5 protein-coding genes and 2 pseudogenes are annotated in these 6,324 nt (G+C 71.5%); 2 read left to right on the top strand and 5 right to left on the bottom strand.

The window, feature by feature from the left end; translation table 11 throughout:
* Positions 1-103: pseudogene (locus ACWPXV_RS15490) on the bottom strand (IclR family transcriptional regulator); the annotation flags it as partial.
* A 110-nt stretch (positions 104-213) separates the two neighbouring features.
* Here ACWPXV_RS15490 and leuC point away from each other — a divergent pair.
* Entirely contained in the window at positions 214-1,641 is a 1,428-nt protein-coding gene (gene leuC / locus ACWPXV_RS15485) for a 3-isopropylmalate dehydratase large subunit (protein ID WP_454086053.1), read from the top strand.
* Between the two features lie 13 nt (positions 1,642-1,654).
* Positions 1,655-2,287, top strand: a pseudogene (gene leuD / locus ACWPXV_RS15480) (3-isopropylmalate dehydratase small subunit); the annotation flags it as partial.
* Between the two features lie 176 nt (positions 2,288-2,463).
* Here leuD and ACWPXV_RS15475 read toward each other — a convergent pair.
* The 4 genes from ACWPXV_RS15475 to ACWPXV_RS15460 are packed head-to-tail and all read right to left on the bottom strand — an operon-like array spanning position 2,464 to position 6,307.
* Positions 2,464-3,501: a LacI family DNA-binding transcriptional regulator gene (locus ACWPXV_RS15475; RefSeq protein WP_454086052.1), complete on the bottom strand. Its 1,038-nt coding sequence runs from the start codon at positions 3,499-3,501 to the stop codon at positions 2,464-2,466.
* Positions 3,502-3,537: 36 nt separating this feature from the next.
* On the bottom strand, positions 3,538-4,497 hold the full coding sequence (locus ACWPXV_RS15470) for a glycosyl hydrolase family 32 (RefSeq protein WP_454086051.1): 960 nt from the start codon (positions 4,495-4,497) through the stop codon (positions 3,538-3,540).
* A 38-nt stretch (positions 4,498-4,535) separates the two neighbouring features.
* On the bottom strand, positions 4,536-5,381 hold the full coding sequence (locus ACWPXV_RS15465) for a carbohydrate ABC transporter permease (protein ID WP_454086050.1): 846 nt from the start codon (positions 5,379-5,381) through the stop codon (positions 4,536-4,538).
* On the bottom strand, positions 5,378-6,307 hold the full coding sequence (locus tag ACWPXV_RS15460; RefSeq protein ID WP_454086049.1) for a carbohydrate ABC transporter permease: 930 nt from the start codon (positions 6,305-6,307) through the stop codon (positions 5,378-5,380). Before ACWPXV_RS15460 ends, ACWPXV_RS15465 begins: the two co-directional genes overlap by 4 nt.
* Between the last annotated feature and the right edge of the window lie 17 nt (positions 6,308-6,324).

The raw sequence follows: 6,324 nt of genomic DNA, 5'->3' as shown, positions 1-6,324 counted from the left end.
GGGTGGCAGCGACGAGCTGCGCGAGGGTCGCGGGCCCCGCCTCGAGGGCACCGAGAACCGTGGCGGCCTTGTCAAGGACGCCGACTCCGCTAGAGTTGTCCATGTGGCGATATTGGCATCTCACTCACTGAGATGCAAGCCCCCGGACCGAACAGGGTCCGGGAAGGGACGGAGAAGGGCCGCGGCTACCGCCGCGCCCGAGAGGTGGAGAACATGAGCGGCACCCTGGCGGAGAAGGTCTGGAACGCGCACGTCGTGCGCGAAGGGAGCGACGGGGCCCCCGACCTCCTCTACATCGACCTGCACCTCGTGCACGAGGTGACGAGCCCGCAGGCCTTCGAGGGGCTGCGGCTCGCGGGACGCCCGGTGCGCCGCCCGGACCTCACGATCGCCACCGAGGACCACAACACGCCCACGCTCAACATCGACCTGCCGATCGCGGACCTCACCAGCCGCACACAGATCGACACGCTGCGCCGCAACGCCGAGGAGTTCGGCATCCGCATCCACTCCCTGGGCGACGCCGACCAGGGCATCGTCCACGTCGTCGGCCCCCAGCTGGGGCTCACCATGCCAGGCCTCACCGTCGTGTGCGGCGACTCCCACACGAGCACCCACGGCGCCTTCGGTGCGCTCGCCTTTGGCATCGGCACGAGCGAGGTCGAGCACGTGCTCGCCACCCAGACCCTGCCGCTGCAGCCCTTCAAGACGATGGCCATCAACGTCGACGGCCAGCTCACCGAGGGCAGCACGGCCAAGGACATCATCCTCGCGATCATCGCCAAGATCGGCACCGGCGGCGGCCAGGGCTACGTCCTGGAGTACCGCGGCGAGGCCATCCGCTCCCTGTCGATGGAGGCGCGGATGACCATCTGCAACATGTCGATCGAGGCCGGCGCCCGCGCCGGCATGATCGCGCCGGACGAGACGACCTTCGAGTACCTCAAGGGCCGCCCGCACGCCCCCGAGGGCGCCGACTGGGACGCCGCCGTCGAGTACTGGAAGACCCTGCGCAGCGACGACGACGCCGTCTTCGACGTCGAGGTCCACCTCGACGCCTCCGAGCTCGAGCCCTTCGTCACCTGGGGCACCAACCCCGGCCAGGGCCTGCCGCTGTCCGCGACCGTGCCCAACCCGGCCGAGATCGGCGACGAGGGCGACCGCGTCGCCGCCGAGCGCGCGCTGGAGTACATGGGCCTGGAGCCGGGCACCCCGCTGCGCGACATCCCGGTCGACACCGTCTTCATCGGCTCGTGCACGAACGGCCGCATCGAGGACCTGCGCGCCGTCGTCGACGTCATCAAGGGCCGCAAGAAGCACGACGACGTCCGCGTCCTCGTCGTGCCGGGCTCGGCCCGCGTCCGCCTCCAGGCCGAGGCCGAGGGCCTGGACCGGGTCTTCCTCGACTTCGGTGCCGAGTGGCGCAACGCCGGCTGCTCGATGTGCCTGGGCATGAACCCCGACCAGCTCAAGCCGGGGGAGCGCGCGGCCTCGACCTCGAACCGCAACTTCGAGGGCCGCCAGGGCAAGGGCGGGCGCACCCACCTCGTCTCGCCGCTCGTCGCCGCCGCGACCGCCGTCCGGGGGACCCTGTCCTCGCCCGCCGACCTCGCGCCCGCCCGCGAGCTCGTCAACGCCTGAGAGAAGAAGCGCCATGGATAAGTTCACCCAGCACACCGGCGTCGGCGTCCCGCTGCGCCGCAGCAACGTCGACACCGACCAGATCATCCCGGCGGTCTACCTCAAGCGCGTCACCCGGACCGGCTTCGAGGACGCCCTGTTCGCCGCCTGGCGCGGTGACCCGGACTTCGTCCTCAACCAGGACGCCTACCGCAGCGGCTCGGTGCTCGTCGCCGGCCCGGACTTCGGCACCGGCTCCTCCCGCGAGCACGCCGTGTGGGCGCTCAAGGACTACGGCTTCAAGGCCGTCCTCGCCTCCCGCTTCGCCGACATCTTCCGCGGCAACTCCGGCAAGCAGGGCCTCGTGGCCGGCATCGTCGCCCAGGAGGACATCGAGCAGATCTGGAAGGTCCTCGAGACCGCCCCGGGCACCGAGGTGACCGTCGACCTCGTCTCGCGCACCGTGAGCTGCGGCTCCGTCGTCGCGCAGTTCGAGATCGACGACTACACCCGCTGGCGCCTCATGGAGGGCCTGGACGACATCGGCCTCACCCTCCAGCACGAGGAGGACATCACCACCTTCGAGGAGTCCCGCGCCGCCTGGCGGCCCCAGACCCTCCCGGCCAAGCACCTGCCGCCGGTGGAGATCGTCGCCGCCCGCCCCGTCGACGACGGCGTCCCCGCCCACGAGCAGGCCCCCTCCGCTGACAGGGCGCCCCCGACTCGCGAGAGCCGGATTCCTCCGCCGAGGAATCCGGCTCTCGTCTGGGCCTGTGCTGACCTCCCCGGTTCTCCTCCGACCTTCCCCGTTCGCACGGGTCCTGATGAGGGGGACCGGGTAGCTCAGTGCGGCGTGGCAGCGGCGGGCGACGCCGGGCCGACGGAGCCGCGGCGGACGACGGGGCAGGGGACGAGCATCTCCCCGGCGGGCTCGGCGCCGTCGCGCTCGGCGATGAGGGCCAGGGCGGCGAGCCGGCCCATCTCCCGGTGCGGCAGCGCCATCGTCGTCAGGCCGGGGGTGAGCTCGCTGGAGACGACGTAGAGGTCGTCGAAGCCGATGACGGACAGGTCCTGCGGGATGCGCACGCCCCGCGCGGCGGCGGCCCGGTAGACGCCGATCGCCATCTGGTCGTTGAAGGCGAAGATCGCCGACGGCGGCCGCTCGGAGTCGAGCAGCACCCCCGCGGCGCGGTCACCGCCCGCGGAGTCCGAGCGCTCCCGCACGACGAGCCCCGGATCCACCTCGAGCCCGTGGGCGGCCAGGGTCTCCTCGTAGCCGCGCAGGCGACGGTCGACGGCGGGGCCGTCGTGGAGGTCACGGACGAAGCCGATGCGGCGGTGCCCGTGCCGCACGAGCTCCTCGACCGCCGACTGCGCGCCCTGCTGCTCGTCGGGCACGACGAAGGTCGTCGCGCCCTCCGCCGGCCGCGAGTCCAGAAGCACGGTGGGCAGCCCGTCGAGCACCCGCGGAAGCGTCACCGAGCGGTGGTACATCGTCGCGTAGAGCGCGCCGTCGACCTGCTGCTGGCGCAGCGCCCGCACGGCGTGCTCCTCGAGCGTCTTGTCCCCGCCCGTGTTGACGAGCATGAGGAGGTACCCGGCCTCCCAGGCGGCGTCCTGCGCGCCCTGGATGAGCTGGCCCGCGTAGGGGGTGGTCGCGATGACGTCGCTGATGAAGGCGAGGGTCCCCGAGCGCTGCGTGCGCAGCCCCCGGGCCAGCGAGTTGGGCACGTAGCCGAGCTCGGCCGCGGCCGCCCGCACCCGGTCCCGGGTGCTGCCGGCCACCCGCGCGCCCTCGGTGTCGTTGAGGACGACGGAGACGGTCGACGGCGCCACACCGGCGAGCTCGGCGACGTCGCGGATGCGTGGCCTCCTCGTCACCCCGGTCCTCCCTCGTCGGCTGCTGGCCCCCACACTTTATGCCGGACGGGTCACCCGGATCGTCCCGTCCTCGTCCACGGACACGGGCATCGGGTCGCTGATGCGGCCGCCGAAACCGCCGTCGTCGTCCACGTGCTCCCATGCGAGGAGGTACCAGCTCCCGCTGTGCTCGACGAAGCGCCCCGCGTAGAGGCTGGCGGTCGCGTCCCCGAGGAGGAAGCGCTCGGTCTCGAGGCGGAACGGGCCGAGCGGGCCTGGGCCGGTGAGGACGTGGGTGCCGCCCTCCGCGACGAAGCCCGCGCGCGCCCGGCGGACCGCGCTGTGCTCCCCGGCGGTGAGGCAGAAGGCCACCCGCCACGCGCCGCCGATGTGGAGGAGCTGGGGGACCTCGAGGTGGTAGAAGTCGCCCGGCTCGGAGACCGGGGGCAGCGCCTCCCAGGTGCGCAGGTCGTCGGAGACGGCGTGCCCGACGACGCCGCGCCCGTCGAGCGGCCCGTGGTCGGCCCGGGCGGTGAGGTACATGTGGAAGCGGCCCGTCGTCGGCTCGTGCCACACCCATGGGTCGCGCCACGCCTCCTCCCGCACGCCGTCGTGGAGGCGCTCGTACCAGCGGGGGTCGGCCTCGAGGACCATGCCCTGCTTGGTCCACGTGAGCAGGTCGGGGGAGGTGGCCAGGCCCACGCGCTGGACCGCGCCGACCTCCGCCGTCGAGACGCCCGTGTAGAACATGTGCCACACACCGTCGTGGCGCATGACGCTTCCGGTCCACGTGGCGAGGGAGTCGAAGTCGTCCCCCTCCCCGGGACCGAGCGCGTCGGGCAGCACCTCCCAGCTGCGCAGGTCGCGGCTCACGGCGTGCCCGACCGTCGCGCTGTGGTGGCGCAGGTCGGGGTCGCCGAGCGAGCGCGGCGCCTGGAGGTAGAAGACGTGGACGTCGTCCCCGTCGTGGGCGAACCAGAAGTCCCAGACCCAGCGGTCGGGCAGGGCGAGAGGCATGCAGCTGCTTTCTTCTTGTGCGGGGAAGTGGGCGGGCGTCAGCCCTTGAGGCCCGAGGACGCCAGGCTCTGGACGAACCAGCGCTGGAAGAGGAGGAAGACGAGGAGGACGGGCAGCACCATGAGGACGCCGAAGGCGAAGATCTGGCCCCAGTCGTAGGGCGGCTGTCCCTGGAACACCGCGATCGCCAGCGGCAGCGGCCGCTTCTGCGGCTGGTCGATCATCATGACCGGCCACAGGAAGGAGCCCCACGTCGTGAGGAAGGACAGGATCGCCACCGTCGCGAAGACCGGCTTGGACATCGGCACGACGATGCGCAGGTAGGTGCGCCACACGCCGGCGCCGTCCAGGCGCGCGGCCTCCTCGATCTCCTTCGGCAGGCCGATGAAGAAGGAGTAGAAGAGGTAGATCGAGAAGGCGCTCGCGACGAAGGGCAGGATCTGGATGTAGTACGTGTTGCGGTGCTCGTTGAGGGCGTAGAACAGCGGCACCGCGATCGCCTCGAAGGGCAGGATCGTCAGGGCGACGACGCCGAGCATGACCGCGTCCCGCCCGCTCCAGCGCAGCCGCGCGAGGGAGTAGGCCGCCATCGAGTTGACGAGCAGACCGAGGACGACGACGCCGGTCGTGACGAGCAGCGAGGTGAGGAAGAAGTCGGAGAAGTACCCGGTGGCGGGGCTGGAGAAGCGACCGAGCATCCCGGTGTAGTTGTCGAGGGACAGGTCGCGGGGGACGAAGCCGCCGACGCCGTCGATGACCTCCGAGGACGGCTTGAAGCTGCCGACGACGAGGTAGGCGATCGGCGCGACGAAGACGAGCGCGAGGACCGTGAGGAGGAGGTAGCTGCCCGCGGTGCGCGCGGGACGGGAGCGGTGGGTGGTCATGCGATCTCACGCTCCTCGCGCAGCACACGGCGCTGGATCAGGGTGATGGTCAGGACGATGAGGAAGAACAGCACGGTGATGGCCGACGCCCGCCCGACGTTGTTCGCCGTGAAGGCGGTCGTCACGGCCTGGTACATGACCGTCGTCGTCGCGTCCTGCGGGCCGCCGCCGGTCATGATGTAGACCTGGTCGAAGACGCGGAAGGACAGGATGGTCGTCACCATCGCGACGAAGATCAGGGTGTTGCGCAGGCCCGGCAGGGTGACGTGGCGGAAGCGCTGCCACGGGCCGGCCTTGTCGAGGGCCGCGGCCTCGTAGAGCTCGCCCGGGATGCCCTGGAGGCCGGCGAGGAGGATGACCATCTGCAGCCCGACACCCTGCCAGATCGACATGATGATGATCGCGGCGAGCGCCGTGCTCGGGTTGCCCAGCCAGTCCTGGGAGGGGATGAGCCCGAAGGAGACGGTGTCGAGGACCGAGTTGAGCAGGCCCAGCTCGCCGCGGGTGTAGATGACCTTCCAGACCACGGCCACGAGGGCCATGGGGAAGACGACGGGCATGAAGAAGAAGGTGCGGAACACCGGCATGCCGCGCAGCGGCCGGTTGAGCAGGACGGCCAGCGCGAGGGCCAGGGACGTCTGCACCGGCACGACGACGGCCGCAAAGATGAGGTTGTTGCGCAGCCCGGTGAGGAACTCGCCGCGGAAGTCCGGGTCGAGGAGGATCCGCCGGTAGTGCTCGAGCCCGAACCACGACGGCGGCTGCGGGGTGTCGAGGCGCACGTTCTGCGTCGACAGCCAGCCGGCGAGCAGGAAGGGCAGCAGGACGAACAGGAGGAGCCCGATCGCGGCGGGCGCGATCATCGCCCAGCCCGCCAGGGTCTCCGGGCGCCGGGCGCGGGCCCGGCGCGTCACCGCAGTGGTCATCGTTGCTCCTCGTGAGG

This window comes from Georgenia sp. Marseille-Q6866, assembly GCF_965111665.1.
Note: the sequence above shows the minus strand (reverse complement) of the source record. Positions and strands in the feature narration are given on the sequence as shown.

Coding starts and splice junctions, on each gene's coding strand:
- ACWPXV_RS15460 (WP_454086049.1), bottom strand. CDS start 6,307: ATGACCACTGCGGTGACGCGCCGGGCCCGCGCCCGGCGCCCGGAGACC.
- leuC (WP_454086053.1), top strand. CDS start 214: ATGAGCGGCACCCTGGCGGAGAAGGTCTGGAACGCGCACGTCGTGCGC.
- ACWPXV_RS15465 (WP_454086050.1), bottom strand. CDS start 5,381: ATGACCACCCACCGCTCCCGTCCCGCGCGCACCGCGGGCAGCTACCTC.
- ACWPXV_RS15470 (WP_454086051.1), bottom strand. CDS start 4,497: ATGCCTCTCGCCCTGCCCGACCGCTGGGTCTGGGACTTCTGGTTCGCC.